General features: G+C 71.0%; 20 protein-coding genes. 14 read left to right on the top strand and 6 right to left on the bottom strand.

The window, feature by feature from the left end; all coding sequences use genetic code 11:
* The first annotated feature begins 146 nt into the window (after positions 1–146).
* The 6 genes from ACIRR8_RS19140 to ACIRR8_RS19115 all read left to right on the top strand — a co-directional run bounded on the left by ACIRR8_RS19140 (position 147) and on the right by ACIRR8_RS19115 (position 4,773).
* Positions 147–848, top strand: a complete 702-nt coding sequence (locus ACIRR8_RS19140; protein WP_404065909.1) for a VanZ family protein — start codon at positions 147–149, stop codon at positions 846–848.
* A gap of 180 nt (positions 849–1,028) precedes the next feature.
* A complete protein-coding gene (locus ACIRR8_RS19135) occupies positions 1,029–1,736 on the top strand; it encodes a DUF4230 domain-containing protein (RefSeq protein ID WP_404065907.1) in 708 nt (235 codons plus the stop codon).
* A 275-nt stretch (positions 1,737–2,011) separates the two neighbouring features.
* Entirely contained in the window at positions 2,012–2,527 is a 516-nt protein-coding gene (locus ACIRR8_RS19130; protein ID WP_404065905.1) for a lytic polysaccharide monooxygenase auxiliary activity family 9 protein, read from the top strand.
* Between the two features lie 178 nt (positions 2,528–2,705).
* Positions 2,706–3,374 (top strand): TNT domain-containing protein, encoded by a 669-nt coding sequence (locus ACIRR8_RS19125; RefSeq protein ID WP_404065902.1) that lies wholly within the window; start codon positions 2,706–2,708, stop codon positions 3,372–3,374.
* 6 nt (positions 3,375–3,380) lie between these two features.
* On the top strand, positions 3,381–3,614 hold the full coding sequence (locus ACIRR8_RS19120) for a hypothetical protein (RefSeq protein ID WP_404065900.1): 234 nt from the start codon (positions 3,381–3,383) through the stop codon (positions 3,612–3,614).
* A gap of 157 nt (positions 3,615–3,771) precedes the next feature.
* Positions 3,772–4,773: an alpha/beta fold hydrolase gene (locus ACIRR8_RS19115; protein WP_404065898.1), complete on the top strand. Its 1,002-nt coding sequence runs from the start codon at positions 3,772–3,774 to the stop codon at positions 4,771–4,773.
* A gap of 6 nt (positions 4,774–4,779) precedes the next feature.
* On the opposite strand, the gene ACIRR8_RS19110 is transcribed toward ACIRR8_RS19115, so the two are convergent.
* Entirely contained in the window at positions 4,780–5,145 is a 366-nt protein-coding gene (locus tag ACIRR8_RS19110; protein ID WP_404065895.1) for an iron chaperone, read from the bottom strand.
* Positions 5,146–5,219: 74 nt separating this feature from the next.
* On the opposite strand from ACIRR8_RS19110, the gene ACIRR8_RS19105 reads away from it, so the two are divergent.
* From ACIRR8_RS19105 to lepB, 3 genes are all read left to right on the top strand, one after another.
* Positions 5,220–5,729 (top strand): DinB family protein, encoded by a 510-nt coding sequence (locus ACIRR8_RS19105; protein ID WP_404065892.1) that lies wholly within the window; start codon positions 5,220–5,222, stop codon positions 5,727–5,729.
* Positions 5,730–5,842: 113 nt separating this feature from the next.
* Positions 5,843–6,151 carry a hypothetical protein gene (locus tag ACIRR8_RS19100; protein ID WP_404065889.1) on the top strand — a complete coding sequence of 103 codons (309 nt, stop codon included), beginning with the start codon at positions 5,843–5,845 and terminating at the stop codon, positions 6,149–6,151.
* 122 nt (positions 6,152–6,273) lie between these two features.
* Complete coding sequence (gene lepB / locus ACIRR8_RS19095) at positions 6,274–6,963, top strand: signal peptidase I (RefSeq protein ID WP_404065887.1); 690 nt, start codon at positions 6,274–6,276, stop codon at positions 6,961–6,963.
* A 29-nt stretch (positions 6,964–6,992) separates the two neighbouring features.
* Here the strand turns inward: lepB and ACIRR8_RS19090 are convergent, their stop codons facing one another.
* Positions 6,993–7,430, bottom strand: a complete 438-nt coding sequence (locus ACIRR8_RS19090; protein WP_404065884.1) for a protein-tyrosine phosphatase family protein — start codon at positions 7,428–7,430, stop codon at positions 6,993–6,995.
* Positions 7,431–7,746: 316 nt separating this feature from the next.
* Here ACIRR8_RS19090 and ACIRR8_RS19085 point away from each other — a divergent pair, with 316 nt between their 5' ends.
* Positions 7,747–8,193 (top strand): hypothetical protein, encoded by a 447-nt coding sequence (locus ACIRR8_RS19085; RefSeq protein ID WP_404065881.1) that lies wholly within the window; start codon positions 7,747–7,749, stop codon positions 8,191–8,193.
* Positions 8,194–8,331: 138 nt separating this feature from the next.
* On the opposite strand, the gene ACIRR8_RS19080 is transcribed toward ACIRR8_RS19085, so the two are convergent.
* Positions 8,332–8,580 (bottom strand): DUF6296 family protein, encoded by a 249-nt coding sequence (locus tag ACIRR8_RS19080; RefSeq protein ID WP_404065878.1) that lies wholly within the window; start codon positions 8,578–8,580, stop codon positions 8,332–8,334.
* Positions 8,581–8,757: 177 nt separating this feature from the next.
* Between ACIRR8_RS19080 and ACIRR8_RS19075 the strand changes: the two genes are divergently transcribed.
* Complete coding sequence (locus ACIRR8_RS19075; protein WP_404065875.1) at positions 8,758–9,585, top strand: PepSY domain-containing protein; 828 nt, start codon at positions 8,758–8,760, stop codon at positions 9,583–9,585.
* Positions 9,586–9,651: 66 nt separating this feature from the next.
* On the opposite strand, the gene ACIRR8_RS19070 is transcribed toward ACIRR8_RS19075, so the two are convergent.
* From ACIRR8_RS19070 to ACIRR8_RS19060, 3 genes are all read right to left on the bottom strand, one after another.
* The gene (locus ACIRR8_RS19070; RefSeq protein WP_404066559.1) at positions 9,652–10,779 is read right to left on the bottom strand and encodes a serine hydrolase domain-containing protein; all 1,128 of its coding nucleotides are present in this window, start codon (positions 10,777–10,779) and stop codon (positions 9,652–9,654) included.
* Between the two features lie 375 nt (positions 10,780–11,154).
* Positions 11,155–13,188, bottom strand: a complete 2,034-nt coding sequence (locus ACIRR8_RS19065; protein ID WP_404065872.1) for an ATP-binding protein — start codon at positions 13,186–13,188, stop codon at positions 11,155–11,157.
* A gap of 117 nt (positions 13,189–13,305) precedes the next feature.
* Positions 13,306–14,274 (bottom strand): LLM class flavin-dependent oxidoreductase, encoded by a 969-nt coding sequence (locus tag ACIRR8_RS19060; protein WP_404065869.1) that lies wholly within the window; start codon positions 14,272–14,274, stop codon positions 13,306–13,308.
* A 227-nt stretch (positions 14,275–14,501) separates the two neighbouring features.
* On the opposite strand from ACIRR8_RS19060, the gene ACIRR8_RS19055 reads away from it, so the two are divergent.
* The 3 genes from ACIRR8_RS19055 (at position 14,502) to ACIRR8_RS19045 (ending at position 17,198) form a co-directional block, all read left to right on the top strand.
* Positions 14,502–14,789 carry a hypothetical protein gene (locus ACIRR8_RS19055; RefSeq protein WP_404065866.1) on the top strand — a complete coding sequence of 96 codons (288 nt, stop codon included), beginning with the start codon at positions 14,502–14,504 and terminating at the stop codon, positions 14,787–14,789.
* Between the two features lie 193 nt (positions 14,790–14,982).
* On the top strand, positions 14,983–15,144 hold the full coding sequence (locus tag ACIRR8_RS19050; RefSeq protein WP_356750640.1) for a hypothetical protein: 162 nt from the start codon (positions 14,983–14,985) through the stop codon (positions 15,142–15,144).
* Positions 15,145–15,845: 701 nt separating this feature from the next.
* Positions 15,846–17,198, top strand: coding sequence for an ABC transporter substrate-binding protein (locus ACIRR8_RS19045; RefSeq protein WP_404065862.1), 1,353 nt, complete (start codon positions 15,846–15,848; stop codon positions 17,196–17,198).

The raw sequence follows: 17,198 nt of genomic DNA, 5'->3' as shown, positions 1-17,198 counted from the left end.
CGCAGGAGGCGCAAGAAGGCCGGGCGTTTTCGAGGTGCGGACGCCCGTCGGTGTGTTTTCCGCGCCGGTGCGGGCACCTGTCCGCCATGACTGCAGAGACGAACCCCCCTACGCGTCAGGGGGCATGGGCGCGCGTGTTGCTGAGGATGACCGTCCTGACGGTGGTGCTATTGGGGCTGGTGGCCTTCTCCGTCTTCCTGGCCAAGGTGACGTTGACTCCCTCGCCGGCCTCCGAGGACATCGTGACCTCGAACCTCCAGCCGGGCCGGTCGCTGCGCCAGTACGCCGAGAACTACACCTTCCTCGCGGCGTGCAAGCAGGCGGGCGGCAATCTGCTGCTCGGCGTGCCCTTCGGACTGCTGCTGCCGTTCCTCGTGCCGCGCCGCCTGCGGATGATCAGCATGACGCTGCTGACCGCCGCGGTGATGATCGTCGTGGAACTGATCCAGGGCGCCCTGGTCACCGGCCGCGCCTTCGACATCGACGACGTCATCCTCAACACGGCGGGCGCGCTGATCGCCTACCTGCTGGTGGGCCGCCGGATCAGCCACCACTACCACGTACACGCGCACACCCCGCGGACCCCGGAGGCGGAGCCCGTGCCGGAGCCTGAGGCGGAGGAGAAGGCGACGGCCGCCCGGACCAAGTCGAAGACCGGAACGAAGCCCTGGACCACGCCCGGAACGAAGCCCCGGACCACGACCGAGGCGAAGGAGCCGTCCAAGGCCGGGACGCGGACCGGCGGCACGCGCCTCGGCAAGGGCGGAGAACCGGGCGGCCGCCCCACCGGCGACACCACACGCCCCGCCTCCGGCCGCGCCCTCCTGAACCGGCTCCGCAGGCGCTGACCGCGCCGGGGCTCACCGGAGCGCGGGGCCGCAGAGGATCACCGGAGCCGGTCCTCGCGGCCCCGGAGCTCCGGCTGGCCCATGTGCGCGGTCGCGGGCCCGTCCACATCCCCGTACCCGAACTGGCCCATTCCGTAAGGCAGATGGGTTGAAAGCCCGGCAGCGGGTCACATGCACTCCATGACGTCCAGCGACGCAACCACGGATCCCGCCCCGCAGAGCGGGCAGAAGCGCACGTCCCGGCCCGCTCTGCGGGGGGTGCTGAAGGTCGTCGGCGTCTGCGCCGCCGTCCTGGCCCTGATCTTCGCGGCCGGCAAGCTCAGCCTGCTGCCGGGCCTCGACAGCCTCTTCGGCCAGGAGACCCGTGACCGTTCCGGCCCCGCGGTCCTCAAGTCGATCCAGGACATGAGCGCGTACGAGGCGGCCTCGGGCAACTTCCAGGTCGTCGTCGACCTGGAGAAGGACGCCAAGTTCCTGCCCGACGCGGTACGCGGCACCCGCACCCTGTTCGTCGGCGCGGGCACCGTCGGCGCCTCCGTCGACCTGGGCAAGGTCACCGAGGACGGCGTCGTCGTCAACGAGGACCGCACCACCGCCGAGATCCGGCTGCCGCACGCGGTGCTCGGCAAGCCGGCCCTGGACCCGGACCGCTCCTACGCCGTCTCCAAGCAGCGCGGGCTCCTCGACCGGCTCGGCGACCTCTTCTCCGACAACCCGAGCAGCGAACAGTCGGTCAACCAGCTGGCCGTCCGGCACATCGGCGAGGCGGCGAAGGAGAGCGGGCTGACCGCCCGCGCCGAGAAGAACACCGCGGACATGCTGAAGGGTCTGCTCGGCTCCCTCGGCTTCGAGCGTGTCACGGTCCGCTACGGCGACGACCAGGGCTGATGGCCGTCGGCGACCCGGCGCGGTGACGGTCCGTCGCGGCCCGCGCCAGGTCGCCGCCCCTCCCGTCACACGCACCGCTCCCTTGACGAGTACGCGACGGTGAGTATGGTCTAGGCCAAGTGCAAGGCCTTTCCGGCACCGGTCATCAAGCCTGTCCGGTAAGGGACTTGCAGCACTTCGCGCCTCGTAGGCCCCACACTAGCGAGGCCTCGCCGCCGACTCCGGGCCCCCCACGGCCCGCCACCGCGCGGTGCGGTCTCAGGTGAAGGAGAAACATGCACACGAAGAGGAAGACCGCCCTCGCCGTCGGTGCCGTTCTCGCCCCGGTCCTCGCCCTGAGCCTCCCGGCGAGCTCCGCCAGCGCCCACGGCTACATCTCCAACCCGCCGAGCAGGCAGGCCCAGTGCGCCGCCGGCACGGTCAGCTGCGGCTCGATCAGCTACGAACCGCAGAGCGTCGAGGGCCCGAAGGGGCTGACCAGCTGCAGCGGCGGCAACAGCGGGTTCGCCGAGCTCGACGACGACTCCAAGGGCTGGGCGGTCACCCCGGTGAACCGCTCGCAGGAGTTCGAGTGGAAGATCACCGCCCGCCACTCCACCAGCACCTGGCAGTACTTCGTCGGCGGCGAGAAGATCGCCGAGTTCGACGACGGCGGCGCGCAGCCCGGTGCGACCGTCACCCACCAGGTCGACTTCGGCGACAAGACCGGTCAGCAGAAGGTGCTCGCGGTCTGGAACATCGCGGACACCGTCAACGCCTTCTACGCCTGCATCGACGTCAACGTCAGCTAGCCGCAGGCACTGTTCCACCCATCGCGCCCCGGCCGGGCCGCAGCTGCACCCGGCCGGGGCGCGATGCCGTCCCGGTGCGGAGCGGCAGGATCCGGCATGGCGCGGATGCTCCAGGTAGCCGAGCGGTTACCCTTCGTCAGCTGTCTGATTGATCATCAGTGCTCGAGGGGATCCCTGAATGAACCGCATGCGTACCGTACTTGCCGCGCTCGGCATCACCGCCGGACTGATCTCCGCACCCGCCGCGAACGCCGCGCCGCAGCCCGGCGCACCGGTCGCCGCCGAGCGGCACGAACCCTGCACCGGCGAGCACCGCGGCGACGCCCGGCTCGGTCCCAAGTGGCTGCCGAACAACCGCCTGGCCCCGGTCGGCCCGCTCCTCAAGGGCTACCAGCGCACCGGAGACCTCTCTCCGCAGGCCTTCCTCAAGAAGTACTGGGAGGGGCCCGCGGACACCGGAAGCTGGAAGTACCCGCCCAACGACGGCTTCGGCGAGGTGAACGGCGAGATCGACAAGGAGCCCGCCAAGCTCCGCACCGGCCAGCGCCTGGACCGTTTCGGCTCGGAGTACGGCGGCTACCTGGCCCCGGCCGGCGATGCCTACGCCGAGCGTGCGCTGCCCCCGCAGAACCTCAACACCCGCGAAGCGGCTACCCCTTGCGACTACCGCGTCTACAAGGTGGCGAAGCCCTTCTGGGTCTGGCAGGGCAGCATCGCCCCGTGGTTCGAGCAGCCCGGCGGCGGCCAGCAGATCAAGCTCGACCCGGTCTTCCTGAACCCGGGCGAGGGCCGGCGGCTGAACGTGAAGTGGCTGCTGGACCACGGCTACCTCACGCCGGCCGCGTAACATCTCGTGGACCGTCAGGCACTGCACGCCGCACTTGTGGAGGCCGCGATCCCCGGCGGCTACTACCGGATCGAAGGCGTCCACGAGCCGGCCCCCACCCCGCCCGACTTCCTCTTCCTGCGACGGGCGGCGGACGGCGGCTGGGAGACCGGCGCACACCAACGCGGCCAGGCCGACATCCTCGCCCGCCACCCGGACGAGCCCACCGCCTGCGCGTACCTGCTGCGGCTGCTCGTCTGACCCGCCTCCCTTTGCCGATACGGCAAAGATCCTTGTACAGGCGGCTGAGGCCCGCGAATGATCGTGACCGGGCGGGCCGGGCCGGACTTGAGGCCCGGCCGCCCCACCGCACCCGTCACGAACGCTCCGTACCCCCTGGAGCGTCCAAGGAGGAACCGTGCCGCAGCCCCCCACGGACCCCGCCACCCCCGCCGAAAAGGGCGCGGTCCACCGCCTCGTGGACACCCCCGGCGGCCGGATCCACCTCGTCGAGCAGGGCATCGGCCCCCTCGTCCTCCTCGTCCACGGCTTCCCCGAGTCCTGGTACTCCTGGCGCCACCAGCTCCCCGCGCTCGCCGCCGCCGGATACCGGGCCGCCGCCATCGACGTACGGGGCTACGGGCGCTCCGCGAAACCCGCCGCCACCGACGCGTACCGCATGCTCGCCCACGTCGCCGACAACACCGCCGTCGTCCACGCCCTCGGTGAGGAGACCGCCACGGTCGTCGGCCACGACTGGGGCTCGCCCATCGCCGCCAACAGCGCGCTGCTCCGGCCGGACGTCTTCACCGCCGTCGGCCTGCTCAGCGTCCCTTACGCGCCCCGGGGCGACCACCGCCCCACCGACGGCTTCGCCCGGATCGGCGGGGACGAGGAGTTCTACGTCAGCTACTTCCAGACCGCCGGCCGGGCCGAGGCGGAGATCGAACAGGACGTACGCGGCTGGCTCGCCAGCTTCTACACCGGCCTGACCGGCGGCACCCTCACCCCCGAGGAGCACGGCAAGCTCTTCTTCGTACCACCAGGAGCGCGCCTCGCCGACCGCTTCCCCACCGGTCCGCTCCCCGCCTGGCTCACCGAGGCCGACCTCGACGTCTACAGCGGCGAGTTCGAACGGACCGGCCTCACCGGCGCCCTCAACCGCTACCGCAACATCGACCGCGACTGGGAGGACCTCGCCGCCTGGCACGGTGCGCCCATCACCCAGCCCTCCCTCTTCATCGGCGGCGCGCTCGATGCCTCCACCACATGGATGGCCGCCGCCATCGACGCCTACCCGGCCACCCTGCCCGGCCTCTCCGCCGCGCACATCCTCGAAGGCTGCGGCCACTGGATCCAGCAGGAGCGCCCCGACGAGGTCAACCGGCTGCTGACCGAGTGGCTGGACGGGCTGCGGTAGGAAGCCTCAGCCGGCAGGGCCCCGCGTCGCCGCCGTCGCCCGGAGCAGATCCCGTACGAGCGTGAAGTCGATCTTCTCCGGGGTGCGGAAGCGGAGGCACCCCTTGCCCGTGTCATGGCCCGCCAGCCGGTCCGCGAAGGCGTCGCGCACATCGGAGCGCAGAAGGTAGACCGAGATGTACTGCTTCTGGCTCGCGAAGGCGACCTCGCCGGTCCCGTCCCGCTCGTAGGCGGGCATGCCGTACGCCATCACTTCCCGGAACCCCGGCAGCTCCGCGCGGCACAGCGCGCGCAGTTCGGTGAGTGCGGCCCGGCGCTCCTCCGGCAGCTCGGTGAGGTACTGATCGACGTCTTCCGCGCGGCTCTGCACCATGCGGCGATCCTAAGGCGGGCGGCGCGCGTGTGTCGGAGCGCGGATCGCGCGGGACCGGAGGCGAAGGTGAACGGATGAACAGTGCGAACATGCTCGCGGAGGCGTTCGACCGGGTCGGGGAAGCGGTCCGCGGGGCCGTCGAAGGGCTCTCGGCCGACGACCTCAATGCCAGGATCGACGACGGGGCGAACTCGATCTCCTGGCTGGTCTGGCACCTCACCCGGGTCCAGGACGACCACATCGCCGACGCCGCCTCCACCGGCCAGGTCTGGCTCACCAAGGGCTGGGCCGAGCGGTTCGGGCTCCCGTTCGACGAGGCGGCGACCGGGTACGGGCACAGCAGCGAAGAGGTCGGTGCCGTCCGCGTCGACTCCGCCGACCTGCTCCTCGGCTACTACGACGCCGTCCACGATCAGACCCTCGCCTTCGTCCGGGGACTGGACGACCGGGCCCTCGACCGCATCGTCGACGAGGCCTGGTCACCGCCGGTGACGCTGGGTGCCCGGCTGATCAGCGTCATCGCCGAGGACCTCCAGCACGCGGGCCAGGCGGCCTTCGTCCGGGGCGTACGCGAACGGTCCTGAGCCACGGGGTGCGGAACAAGCACCTCCGCACCCCGTGCACCCTCCCAACAGCGGTGCCATACTCGAAAGCAGTCCGCCGCAGAGGCTTGTCATCGTCCGAAAGGCGACACGTCATGAGCTGGGCATCGTGGACGACCAGCGGTGTCTTCGCGGGAACAGGCGGAGTCCGCACCGAAGAAGCCGGCATCCTGAGCGGAGACCTCACGGTGCATACGACGTGGTCCGACGGTCAGGCGTCGGTGGCCGTGCAGTACAGCGGCTCCTCCGACTGGTTCACCCTGGCGGGCAGCCCTGTGCCGTGCGCCTCCGAGGAGGAGAGCCGGGCCTTCCACCAGAGCGTGGTCGAGGCGGTGCGCGGCGGCGACGGGGCCACGGTCCCGCCGGACGACGCCACCCCCGCCGCACCGCCCGCCACCGCCTGAGGCCTGTCCGCGGCCTGCCGGAGGCCGCCACCCGGCGCGTCCGCCGCGCCCCATAGAGTGACCCGACAAGATCCGTTCCCCACCGGGGCGGGTGCGCGGGACGCGGGGCGAGGAGCGGCGAGATGGTGCGTGCGGGTGCACGGCGGGCGGGGACGAGAAAGAAGCGGCCGTTCTGGGTGGAGCTCCCGCTCCTCATCGGGATCGCCCTGATCCTGGCCCTGCTGATCAAGACCTTCCTCGTCCAGGCCTTCTCCATCCCGTCGGAGTCCATGCAGAACACGCTGCAGAAGGGCGACCGGGTCCTCGTCGACAAGCTGACCCCGTGGTTCGGATCCGAGCCGGAACGCGGTGAGGTGATCGTCTTCCACGACCCGGACGGCTGGCTGGACGAGGTGGCCGTCGACCCGCCCAACACCGTGCAGAAGGCGCTGAGTTTCGTCGGCCTGATGCCGTCGGCCGAGGAGAAGGACCTCATCAAGCGGGTCATCGGCGTCGGCGGCGACACCGTGGAGTGCGCGGGCGACGGACCGGTGAAGGTCAACGGCAAGGCCCTGGACGAACCGTATGTGTTCCCCGGCAACACCCCGTGCAGCAACGACGACAAGGGCACCTTCAAGGTCACCGTCCCGCAGGGCAAGCTCTGGGTGATGGGCGACCACCGGCAGGCGTCGGCGGACTCCCGCTACCACAGCGACGACCGCAACAAGGGCATGGTCCCGGTCGACGAGGTCGTCGGCCGGGCCGTCGTCATCGCCTGGCCTGCCGACCGCTGGAACACCCTGCCCGTCCCCGCCACCTTCTCCGCACGCTGACGGCGGCCGGGTCGAGTACACCCCCTAGGTCACCCGGCCCGGCCGAACTTGCGTACGTAACGTCGCTGCCACGGGGTCTCCACCGCGCGCGGGTGGTATCCGCGCCGGACGAACGCCACCGCGTCCTCGGCGGGGACCCCGTCCAGCACGGCCAGACACGCCAGCGCCGTCCCGGTCCGCCCGATCCCGCCGCCGCAGGCGACCTCGACCCGCTCGTCGGGCGCCCGCCGCCACACCTCCTCCAGCAGCTCCCGGGCCTGGTGCGGATCGGCCGGAAGCCGGAAGTCCGGCCACCGCAGCCACCGCGACTCCCAGCCGGCAGGCGGAGGCGTACGCCCCAGCAGATACACCGCGAACTCCGGCTCTGGGCCTTCGGGCAGCGGATTGCGCAGCCCCCGGCCGCGGATCAGGCGCCCGGAGGGCAGTGTCAGTACGGCCCGGTCCGCCGCGTCCCAGCTCTCACTCATGCCGGTCAATCTAGCCACCCGCAGCGGTACGGTGCACCTCGTTTCGCGACGAGGGCATGGCCGGGGAATCCGAACCTGATACGGGTGAAGTTTATCGACGCGCCCATCGGCAGAGCTATTACGCGAATTCTGCCCCGCCGGAACGGAATTGGCGTCGATCCTCTCTGATGCCCGATTACCTGCCGGTCGGCGGACGGGGGTGGGGATAGGTGTACCCGGCCTGTATGGCATATTGATCTCACCGGCAGGCCTTCGACCAACTCGACCGAGTGAGGCCGCCGGACCGATCGATGCTGGAGAACTTCGGAAGGCTGCAATGGGGAACAGCACATCCACAGCACAACCGCACGGCAACATAAAATCTTCACGCCTGGTCGCCGGTGCGGTGTTCACCGCGCTGGCGGTGCTCCCGCTGAGTATGGCCACGGCACCGCCCGCCGAGGCGGCTTCGAAGCGTGTCTGCGCACCGTCCGGGAAGTGCGTCACGACCAAGAAGTACTGCCCGCCGGGCTCCAAGTGCGGCAAGAAGGTATTTCGCGAAGTGCCGAAAACCCAGTACTGCTCCTCCTCGGTGGGGTGCTTCACCTACAAGGGAAAGAACTACCGGTACATCGCGGGTCCTTCACTCACTTCCAAGCAGCAACAGCAGGTATGGAAGTGCGCGTCCAGTCTTGGCGTGACCGGGCTCGGAGCGGCCGTCGCGACCGGCCCTGTCGGGGTGACCATCCTGGGTGTCGCCGTATCCCTGTGGGGTTGCACCTGAGATCTGCGGAGTTGTACATGAGGTCGCCTTCGATGTGACCATGACGTCGTGGGGCGCGCCGTTTCGCCGGTGCGCCCCACTCGTATATCCGGTGCGTCCCAACCGCGTATTCCGCCCCGCCCGGCGCCTTCTCCCGTTTCAGCGCCTTCCGGGAACGCCTTCGCTCAGCGGCCGGGCGAGGAGCGGGGTGCCGGGGATCTGGTGTCCTCCGCTGGCGAGCATCCGGACCTCGCCACGGTCGCTGATCTCGGCACGGACGATGCCCGTCTCGTCCTCGTACACCGGAGATCCGCCCGCCCCGCTCCGGTCCGTCAGGCGGACGGCGACCACATCGTCCTCTGCGCCGGACATCTGGAAGACTAGTTCGTAACGCTCTGTGTGCACCATGGCGACCTCCCGGCAGGGCCTCGACGGAATCCGGGCCCTGCTCCCATTGTTTCGCACCCGGGTGCGCGCCGCCCGGGGAGAGGGCGGCGGCCAACGGGCGGAGGGTGGCCGGTCGATCGGGTGACTCCGACCGGTAGGACAACATGACTGATCGCCGGGAGGGCTAGGCATGCGTACATGAGACTTGAGCCCCGACGAAAAGACCGTCTTTCCCCACGCTCCCGCAACCTCCGGGCGACCGGCGCCGCCGCCTGCCTGGCGGCCGCCGCTCTCCTGCTGACGGCCTGTGGTCAGAGCTCGGACAGTGCGACGTCCGCGGCCACCGAAGCCGCGAAGGTCCTTCCGCAGAAGACGACGGCTTCCCCGTCGGCCACCGCGGACCTGACCGAGGACCAGCAGGAACGCAAGAGGGTGCTGGACGCCACCGAGGTCACCTTCGACGACGCCGCGACGACCGCGGTCGGCGAAGTGGCCGGCGGCAAGCTCGTCGATCTGGACCTGGAAGGTGTGGACGACGACGACCGCGACGAGAGCCCCAGCCCGGCCGGCAGCACGACCGGCAGCCCCAGCCCGACGGGCGGCACCGCGAGCCCGACCGGCAGCCCCGCCACGACCGGTTCGCCGAACGCGAGCCCGGGCGCCGACGCGCCGGTCTGGGTCGCGGAGGTGGCCGAGAAGGACGGCACGGTCCACACCGTGCGGATCAACGCGGTCGACGGCAAGGTGATCGAGGCCCGCGTCGACGCCGACCAGGACGCCGAGGACAAGAAGCAGACGGCCGACCGGCTGGCCCAGGCCACGCAGACGCCCGAGCAGGCGGCCAAGGTCGCCACGGAGAAGAAGAAGGGGACCGTCACCTCCGTCAGCCTGGACGAGGCCGACGGCAACGACGGCAGCGGCGTCGTCTGGTCGGTCGACGTGGTCGGCTCCGACTGGAAGAAGACCACGTTCGACGTGGACGCCAAGAACGACACCATCGTCCGCGAGGAGACCGACAACGACTGACCGTCCCCGGACGGGTCACCGACACGCGGGAAAGGGGTACGCCGGACACCCGGCGTACCCCTTCTCCTATGCTCCGTGCGGCTTCCGCCGCTCCAGCAGCCGGCAGACGAAGTCCTCCTGGAGGCCGCGCAGGGTGGCCAGCAACCGCGGGTTCGTCGCGCTGTTTACCTGCGAGGTGAGCGAGACGGTCAACGACCGCTTGCCGTCCTTGGTGGCCGCCGCGAGCTCGGTGTAGCCGGGGAAGTTGCCGGTGTGGCCGTACACCGTTCCGCACTTGGTCCGGTACGCGAAGAGGGCGAGTCCGGCCTCGTTGCGCCCGGGGCCCGCCGGTTCGGAAGCGCCCGCGACGAACGTGAGCTGCTCACGGCGGATCCGCGGGCTCAGATCCCGGCCGCCGGCCCAGGCGCGGATGAAGGTGCCGAGGTCCTCGGGCGTGGAGACGATGCCGCCCGACGCCCACACCCCGGAGGCGCTGATCGCGGTGGAGATGTCCTCCGGCGGATTGCGCGGGTCCACGTCGTATCCGTGCAGATACGGCTCCGGCAGCCGGAATCCCTGGGGGAGCGAGGTGGCGCGCAGCCCCAGCGGCCGGTAGACGATCTCGGCCAGCAGCCGCTCGTACGGCGTGCCCGTCGCTGCCTCGGCGACCAGGGCCATGGCGATGTTGTCGGAGTTGGAGTAGCGGTACGCCGAACCCGGCCGGAACCGCAGCGGCTCCCCGGAGACGTACCCCAGCAGCTTGCGCGAGTCGAAGTGCCGCCGCGGATCGGCCGCGAACTCGGCGATGAACGATGGCGACTCGGTGTAGTCCGGCAGCCCGCTGGTGTGGTCGAGGAGCTGGCCGACGGTGACCCGGTGCCAGGCGGCGGGCAGCCGGGGCAGCCACCGGCCGAGGGTGTCGTCGAGCGAGAGGCGCCGCTGGTCGGCCAGGTGCAGTGCGACCGCGCCGCTGAAGGCCTTCGCCACGCTGGCGATCCGCATGTGGTCCGTGGGCTGCGGCGGCCGCCCGGTCCCGACCTCGGCCGTACCGGCCCGGTACACCTCGCTCCGGCCACCGGTGGTCAGCACGGCGATGGCCCCGGGCGGTCCGCCGGGCGTCTCGACCAGCGCCTGGAGCCTGCGCTGCAGTTCGCGGTCGGCCGGCCCGTGCGGGCCGCCGCCCCCGTCACCCCCCGCCCGGGCCGGGCCGGTCATCAGCCCGGCGAGCGAGGCGGCGGCCACGGCGGCGACGACGGCTCTTCGCCGCAGCGGCCGGGAAGGGGCGCGCAGAAGGGGACGAATGGGCACGGGCGTACCTCCTGAAAGGGGGATCGGGACGGCGGGCCGGGCCTTGAGAGAGGCCGTACGGAAGGAGGCCGGGCTCCGCTTCCGTGTCCCGGACCCGATTCGCCCGAAAGCTCCCTGGTTACCAGCTGCCGTGAGCTCAGCATCAGGTGGTCGTGGGGTGCCTGCCCACGCTAGTGGGCCGTCCGGCGGATCAGTGCCACGCCGCCGGGGGCTCAGAGGAACGGCTCGCTGAGGGGTGTTGTGGAACCCGCCGCTCACGAAAGGAGCTGTGGAACCCGCCGGTCACGAAGGGAGCTGTCGCTCCAAGGCGTGTGCCAGGCCGCGTTCGGCGTCGTCGGCCGAGGCGCGGCGGTAGGCGCTCTCGTACGCCGTGTTGCCGGCCGCCTGCCGCGCCCGGAGCTCCCACTGCTCCCGGATCGCCCCGAGCTCGGGCGTGCCGCGGTGCGGGTGGCCGATGATCCGCCAGTACGTGTGCCCTGTGCCGGAGGTGCGGGCCGCGGCGACCCCGTCCCCCTGGGCGGCGATGGCACCGGCGAGGAGGTCGAGGCCGAGGGCGATGCCGAGGCTGTCGTGGAGCTCGTGCTTGCTGGCCAGCATCGCGCGGGCGTGGTTCTCGGCGTGGCGGGGGCGGCCCTGGAGCAGGTGGATGAGAGCGAGCTGGTGATCGGCGTAGGCCCGCGCCCAGTGCTCGCCGAATCGCAGGCTTATCCGCTGGAGCCGCGTCGCCTCCTCGTACGCCTCGTCCAGGCGGCCCAGCGCCGACAGGGCGAAGAGGCGTATCACCCGGCACCGCATCTGGGAGGGGGCGTCGGCGGGGTCGCCGGGGTTCTGCCGCAGAGCATGGTCGCTGACCAGGTGCGCCGTCTGCGGCCGGCCCATCATCAGGTAGGTGAAGCTCATCGAGTGGGCCGCCAGAAGGGCCCCTTCGGCGCCCTGGCCGAGCCGGGCCGCCTCCTCGCACTCCTTGCCGACGCGGCGGGCCGCCTCGTGGTCGCCCTGGAGGGTCAGCGTGATGCCGAGGGCCCAGAGCGCGCGGGTGCGGTGCGGACCGGCTGAGAGGGGCAGGGCCAGCACCCGTTCCAGATAGGAGCGGGCCTGGTGCAGATGGCCGCAGCAGCTCCAGAACAGACCGGCGCACCCGGCCATCTCCATCGCCCGCTCGGGATCCTCGGCCAGCAGGTGTTCCAGGGCGGCGCAGAGGTCCGCGTGGGTGGAGGCGACCCTGCGGTACCACTCGACCTGCTGGGGGCCCAGCCAGCCGGTGTGCGCCTGCACGGCCGTCTGCGCGAAGTGCCGGGCGTGCCGGTCGGTGAGGAGCGCGTCCTCCGCCAGTTCGGCGAGCCACATCGCTCCGTACTCACGCAGCGTGTCCAGCATCCGGTAGCCCTCGCCGGTGCGCCGGAGCACGGACTGCTCGGCGAGGCTCTCCAGCGCCGGTGCGACCTCCGCGGCACCGAGCGGCCCGCCCGCGCAGACCGCCTCGGCGTCGGCCGCCATGATCACGCCCCGGAAGACGGAGAGCCGCGCCCACAGCAGACGCTCCAGCGGGGCGCAGAGCTCGTGGCTCCAGCCGATCGTGGTGCGCAGCGCGCGGTGGCGGCGGGGCCAGAGCGTGTCGTCGCTCAGCGCGTCCAGCCGGGAGGCCAGCCGCCCGGTGATCTCCTGCGCGCTGCTCTCCCGGAGCTGCGCGCAGGCCAGCTCGACGGCGAGCGGTATCCCTTCGAGGCGGCGGCAGATCTCGGCCACGGCGGCCGTGTCGCCCGGAGAGTCGAGAACGAGCCCCGGGACGACGATGGCGGCGCGATCGCGGAAGAGCCGGACGGCCTCGTCGCCGTCCTCGCCCGCCGAGAGCGGCGGAACCTCCACGGCGTGCTCGCCTTCCGCGCCGAGCGGCTGCCGGCTGGTGGCCAGCACGGTCAGCCCCGGTGCGGCGGAGAGCAGTTCGGCGACGAGCTGCCGGCAGGAGTCGACGACGCGCTCGCAGCAGTCGAGGACGAGCAGCAGATTCCGGTCGGAGAGCCACTCGCAGAGTGCGGCCACCGGACGGCGGGGACTGTGGTCCAGCAGCCCGACGCCGTCGCACACCGTCGAGGTGAGCAGCTGATCGTCGTCCAGATGGGAGAGGTCGGCCCACCACACGCCGTCCGGGTACCGGTCCCGGACCTGCTCGGCGGTCCGCAGGGCAAGGCGGCTCTTGCCTACCCCGCCGCTCCCGCTGAGAGTGACCAGCCGGTGATCCCGAAGCGCCCGGTCGATGCTGTCCAGTTCGCTGTCGCGGCCGACGAAGCTGGTCGTCACGACAGGGAGGTTGCCCATCACGGAGGCCATCCTGCCTCGCAGAGCCGCACCGCCTCCGTTCATAGCGAAAAACAGTCAGAAACGGCTGACAATGTCCCCTGTCCGATCGGAAGTCGACACCGATGAAAGGTCCCGTCAGAGCACGCCGGCGAGCGACTCCAGGGCCTTGAGCGGGTCCGGCCCGACCGGGGCGAGCACGGCATCGGTGACGCCCGCGCCACCGAGCTCCCGCAGCCGGGCACGGGCCGTCTCCGGCGTTCCCGTGACCGTGAGCCGAGACACCCAGGCATCGGGCAGACGGCGGGTGAACTCCTCCCGGGTCGAGCACGCCGCCCGCAGCTCCACCAGCTCCCGGGCGATCGGGAGCGGGGCGATGTGGGCGTGCCAGTCCGGCTCGCCGACCCATTCGAGACCGGGCCGCGCCGCGGCGAGAGCCGCCTCGGGATCGGCGTCGACCGAGGCGACGTTGTAAGCGACCAGGCGGTGCGGGCGGGTCGCGGCGATGTGCCCGAGGGCCGCCTGCGCGTACTCGGGAGCGACGGGCTCGGCGAGGATCGTCCCGTCGGCCACCTCACCGGAGACCGCGAGGGACTTGGGGCCCCGGACGCCCGCCAGGATGTCGGGCACCACCTCGGGCAGCGCATCGCTCTCCAGCCGGACGCCGTCGAGGTGCACGTACCGGCCCCGCCTCTCCACGGTCGCGCCGCGCAGGAGCGCGCGCAGGGCGTCGATGTACTCGTGCAGGAAGGTGAGCGGGCTCCGGGGCCACTGTCCGACGCTCCGCATCCAGCCCGGCATGCCGTGTCCCACGCCGATGTCGGTCCGGCCCGGGAAGAGCTGGGCCAGCGAGGCGATCTCCATGGCCGCGAACCCCACGTTGCGGGCTCCGGCGGGCAGCAGCCCGATGCCGACCCTGATCCGGGAGGTGGAGGCCAGTACGGCGGCAGCCTGGGCGATCCCGCCGCGGAACCCGAGGTCCTCCACCACCCACACCGAGCCGAACCCCAGCTCCTCGGCCCGGCGGGCGAACGGCAGGATCAGGTCGGTCGGCAGATCGCGCGGCAGCAGGACGCCGACGGTGGGGGAGGGGGTCGGGGAAGGCACAGGTGTTCTCCTCGGGGTCTTGGCATACGGATCAGGCCGACGGCGTACAGATCAAGGCCGGAGCATACGGATCAAGGACGGAGCATACGGATCAAGGGTGTACGGAGAACCTGGCGAACCCGGGCCCGTGGCCCCGGCCGCCAGGAGGCCGAGGGCGCTGTCAGACCCCTGCGTTACGTTGCTGCCATGACGAACTTCGTACGCGTAGCAGGTGCCTGGCCCGGCTCATGGGCGTGGAGCGATGTGCCGCCCGGCCCGCGCGCGGCCGGGCGATGACGGTGGACGGCACTCCGGAGTCCGGCAAGCAGCCCCGCGCCGAGCCGGTGACGGCACACCCGGAGATCACGTTCATCGGATGCGCCCGGTGCGGCACCCAGATCGCCGGGCTCGACGGCCGGTACGCCTGCTCGGGCTGCGGCTGGGTGAACGAGTGGACCGAGGGCCACCGGCCCCTGCCCGCAGCCCGGCGCCGCCGCACCCACGGGACGTCCGCCTCTCGCCCGCAACAGCCTTGAACCGGACGCGGCATGCGGTGACGGGCCGCCTCCGGCAGCCGCCGGGACCGCGGTCCGGTCGTCGTTCCGGCAGGTCCGGGGGCGTCTCGGTCCCCGGACCGGGAATCGCGGCCTCCGCCGCCCACCACGTACACTCGCCCCCGCTCCGCCGACCGGCGGGGCTTTTCGCACCAGACCTGACAGGGAAATCCGCATGAGTTCCGCAGACAGCACCGAAGCACCGATCTACGCCGGCCTCGTGGAGGAGCAGGGAGACGTGCTCGCCGAGGTACGGCGCGTGGCCGAGGAGGTCCTGCGCGACGCGGACCGCGCGGTCGACTTCGGCGGCGCCCGGTCGGCCGCCGCCTTCCGCTAGAGCAGGCGCGGACAGAGCGGACCGCCAGGAGATGGAAACCGGCGTCACGCCGTGCGTCCATCACGAGACGATAAACGTCTTGCAACTATTGCCATATTCTTGCGTATCCGACGCGATGGCTTACTGAAGAACCGTCGTCGGCGAGAGTGGGTGAGGCCGCGGTACGGCCGAGTGCCCGACGGGGCACCGGTGTCACCGCGGCCACCCGGCGGCAGGTGCTGAAAGACGCGCCCCTGCCCCGGTGAGCGGCCCGCACATCCGTGCGGAGAGCGCTCCCAGCCCGCCGGTGACGGACGACGGCCAGGTGCGTCAGCGCTGCCGATCCGACCCTCGTAACCCCTCCGAAACCACGCCGGAAGCATCGCGGGGGCATATCCCGGACGTCCCCGCGCCTCCCCGCTCCTCCTCGCACGCCACCGCACCCCTCCGCGGGTCCCGTACCGCCGGGTGCCCCCGCTCCCGCTGCCGCTTGCGAACGTTGCGCAGCCGTCGTGCCCGTAATAGCCGGATCCACCCCTCGGTGTACAGCCTCGTGGCCGCACTTCTGCGGGCGCTTGTCATGCGCGACGGCCGAGAGCTGTCAATGATTTACGAAATCAACGTGACATCTTGCGGACATTCGTCGGCGGTGGTTGAGTGTGGTCCGCCGCACAGCTCGGGGCTGTGGGCTTCCCGCACTCCTGCCCTAAAGGGGTCCACCGATGAGAAGTTCCGTTCTTCGTCGTACCTGCACCGCCGCCGTCGCCACCGCACTGGCCGTCACCGGCCTGGCAGCCTGCAACTCCGAGGGCGAGAGCGCCGCGGACGGCAAGACGCGCATCACGGTCAACTGCTGGCCCCAGCCGAGTGCGAAGATCGACCACCAGCGGTTCGACGAGGACGTCAAGACGTTCGAGAAGCAGAACCCGGACATCGACATCACCGCGCGCGACGCCTTCCCGTGCCAGGACCCCAAGACGTTCGACGCGAAGCTGGCCGGCGGTCAGATGGAGGACGTGTTCTACACGTACTTCACCGACACCGAGCGGGTCGTCTCCATCAACCAGGCCGCCGACATCACCGAGTACGTCAAGGACCTCAAGGCGTACAAGGACATAGCCCAGCCCCTGCGTGACGCGTACACGGTCGACGGGAAGATCTACGGCGTCCCGCGCACCAACTACTCCATGGGCCTGCTCTACAGCAAGGCCCTCTTCACCAAGGCCGGCCTCGACCCGGAGAAGCCGCCGGCCACCTGGCCCGAGGTCCAGGCCGCCGCCAAGAAGATCGCGGGCCTCGGCAACGGCACCGTCGGCTTCGCCGAGTACAGCGCCCAGAACCAGGGCGGCTGGCACTTCACCGCCCACATCTACTCGCAGGGCGGCTCGGTCGTCAGCGAGGACGGCAAGAAGGCCACCGTCGACACCCCCGAGGGCAAGGCGGTCCTGCAGAACCTCAAGGACATGCGCTGGCGCGACAACTCCATGGGCAGCAAGCAGCTCCTCATCATCAACGACACCCTCCAGATGATGGGCTCCGGCAAGCTCGGCATGTACCTCGCCGCCCCGGACAACGTGCCGCGCATCGTGAAGGAGGCCGGCGGGAAGTACGAGGACCTCGCGTTCGCCCCGATGCCCGGCGGCGAGGGCACCCTCATGGGCGGCGACGGCTACATGTTCAACAAGAAGGCCACCCCCGAGCAGATCAAGGCCGGTCTCAAGTGGCTGGAGTGGACCTTCCTCACCCCCGGCCAGGGCTACATGAACAACTACGCCCGCGCCGCAGAGGACAAGTCGCCGGTCGGCCTGCCCGAGCCGCGCCTGTTCACCGGCGCCACCGACACCAAGGACCAGGAGCTGAAGAAGGCCTCCGCCAACGTACCGGTGGAGAACTACCAGGCGTTCATCGACGGCGGCCAGCAGCTCGACATGAAGCTGGAGCCCAAGCACGGCCAGCAGATCTACGCCGTCCTCGACGGCGCCGTCTCCGCGGTGCTAACCAAGAAGGACGCCGACATCGACCAGCTCCTCAAGGACGCCCAGTCGAAGATCGACGGAATCCTGACCCGGGGCTGA

Source organism: Streptomyces sp. NPDC101178, from assembly GCF_044767965.1.
In the GTDB taxonomy this organism is placed as follows: Bacteria; Actinomycetota; Actinomycetes; order Streptomycetales; family Streptomycetaceae; genus Streptomyces.
The sequence above is the reverse complement of the archived record's forward strand: the minus strand, read 5'-3'. Positions and strand labels throughout refer to the sequence as shown.

Excerpts from the sequence above, each read along its gene's own strand:
- ACIRR8_RS19140 (WP_404065909.1), top strand. The coding sequence starts at position 147 with ATGACCGTCCTGACGGTGGTGCTATTGGGGCTGGTGGCCTTCTCCGTC.
- ACIRR8_RS19135 (WP_404065907.1), top strand. The coding sequence starts at position 1,029 with ATGACGTCCAGCGACGCAACCACGGATCCCGCCCCGCAGAGCGGGCAG.
- ACIRR8_RS19130 (WP_404065905.1), top strand. The coding sequence starts at position 2,012 with ATGCACACGAAGAGGAAGACCGCCCTCGCCGTCGGTGCCGTTCTCGCC.
- ACIRR8_RS19125 (WP_404065902.1), top strand. The coding sequence starts at position 2,706 with ATGAACCGCATGCGTACCGTACTTGCCGCGCTCGGCATCACCGCCGGA.
- ACIRR8_RS19110 (WP_404065895.1), bottom strand. The coding sequence starts at position 5,145 with ATGGTGCAGAGCCGCGCGGAAGACGTCGATCAGTACCTCACCGAGCTG.
- ACIRR8_RS19105 (WP_404065892.1), top strand. The coding sequence starts at position 5,220 with ATGAACAGTGCGAACATGCTCGCGGAGGCGTTCGACCGGGTCGGGGAA.
- ACIRR8_RS19100 (WP_404065889.1), top strand. The coding sequence starts at position 5,843 with ATGAGCTGGGCATCGTGGACGACCAGCGGTGTCTTCGCGGGAACAGGC.
- lepB (WP_404065887.1), top strand. The coding sequence starts at position 6,274 with ATGGTGCGTGCGGGTGCACGGCGGGCGGGGACGAGAAAGAAGCGGCCG.
- ACIRR8_RS19090 (WP_404065884.1), bottom strand. The coding sequence starts at position 7,430 with ATGAGTGAGAGCTGGGACGCGGCGGACCGGGCCGTACTGACACTGCCC.
- ACIRR8_RS19085 (WP_404065881.1), top strand. The coding sequence starts at position 7,747 with ATGGGGAACAGCACATCCACAGCACAACCGCACGGCAACATAAAATCT.
- ACIRR8_RS19080 (WP_404065878.1), bottom strand. The coding sequence starts at position 8,580 with ATGGTGCACACAGAGCGTTACGAACTAGTCTTCCAGATGTCCGGCGCA.
- ACIRR8_RS19075 (WP_404065875.1), top strand. The coding sequence starts at position 8,758 with ATGAGACTTGAGCCCCGACGAAAAGACCGTCTTTCCCCACGCTCCCGC.
- ACIRR8_RS19070 (WP_404066559.1), bottom strand. The coding sequence starts at position 10,779 with ATGACCGGCCCGGCCCGGGCGGGGGGTGACGGGGGCGGCGGCCCGCAC.
- ACIRR8_RS19065 (WP_404065872.1), bottom strand. The coding sequence starts at position 13,188 with ATGGGCAACCTCCCTGTCGTGACGACCAGCTTCGTCGGCCGCGACAGC.
- ACIRR8_RS19055 (WP_404065866.1), top strand. The coding sequence starts at position 14,502 with ATGGGCGTGGAGCGATGTGCCGCCCGGCCCGCGCGCGGCCGGGCGATG.
- ACIRR8_RS19050 (WP_356750640.1), top strand. The coding sequence starts at position 14,983 with ATGAGTTCCGCAGACAGCACCGAAGCACCGATCTACGCCGGCCTCGTG.
- ACIRR8_RS19045 (WP_404065862.1), top strand. The coding sequence starts at position 15,846 with ATGAGAAGTTCCGTTCTTCGTCGTACCTGCACCGCCGCCGTCGCCACC.